We start from the raw sequence: 476 nt of genomic DNA, 5'->3' as shown, positions 1-476 counted from the left end.
CCATTGGCAAGGTGCAGACCCTGCGTGAGCAGATCGAGCAGACCAATGCCGCCATTGAGAAAGCACAGCGTGAGTATGACCTGAACAAGGCTGCTGAGCTGAAATACGGCAAGCTGCCCGAGCTGCAGAAACAGCTGGAAGCGGAGGAAAAGCTGGCCAACGAGAAGAAGGAGGACAGCCTCCTGCGTGACCGCGTGACCGACGTGGAAATTGCCCGGATCGTGGCCCGCTGGACCGGCATCCCGGTGGAGAAGCTGGTAGAGGGTGAGCGCGAGAAGCTGCTGCATCTGGACGATGTGCTCCACAGGAGAGTCATCGGTCAGGACGAGGCCGTGACCAAGGTGAGCGAGGCCATCCTGCGCAGCCGCGCCGGGATTGCCAACCCCAACCGCCCCATCGGCAGCTTCCTCTTCCTCGGCCCCACCGGTGTGGGCAAGACAGAGCTGGCCAAGGCGCTGGCACAGGCTCTGTTTGAC

The 476-nt window shown here is 62.4% G+C and carries 1 pseudogene; it reads left to right on the top strand.

Features of this window, described 5'->3' with window-relative positions:
- Positions 1–476, top strand: a pseudogene (locus P0G09_RS15555) (AAA family ATPase); the annotation flags it as partial.

Source organism: Faecalibacterium sp. DFI.5.82 (genome assembly GCF_029076575.1).
GTDB classification, from domain to species: domain Bacteria; phylum Bacillota; class Clostridia; order Oscillospirales; family Ruminococcaceae; genus Faecalibacterium; species Faecalibacterium duncaniae.
This window is presented reverse-complemented; position numbering and strand designations above follow the sequence as displayed.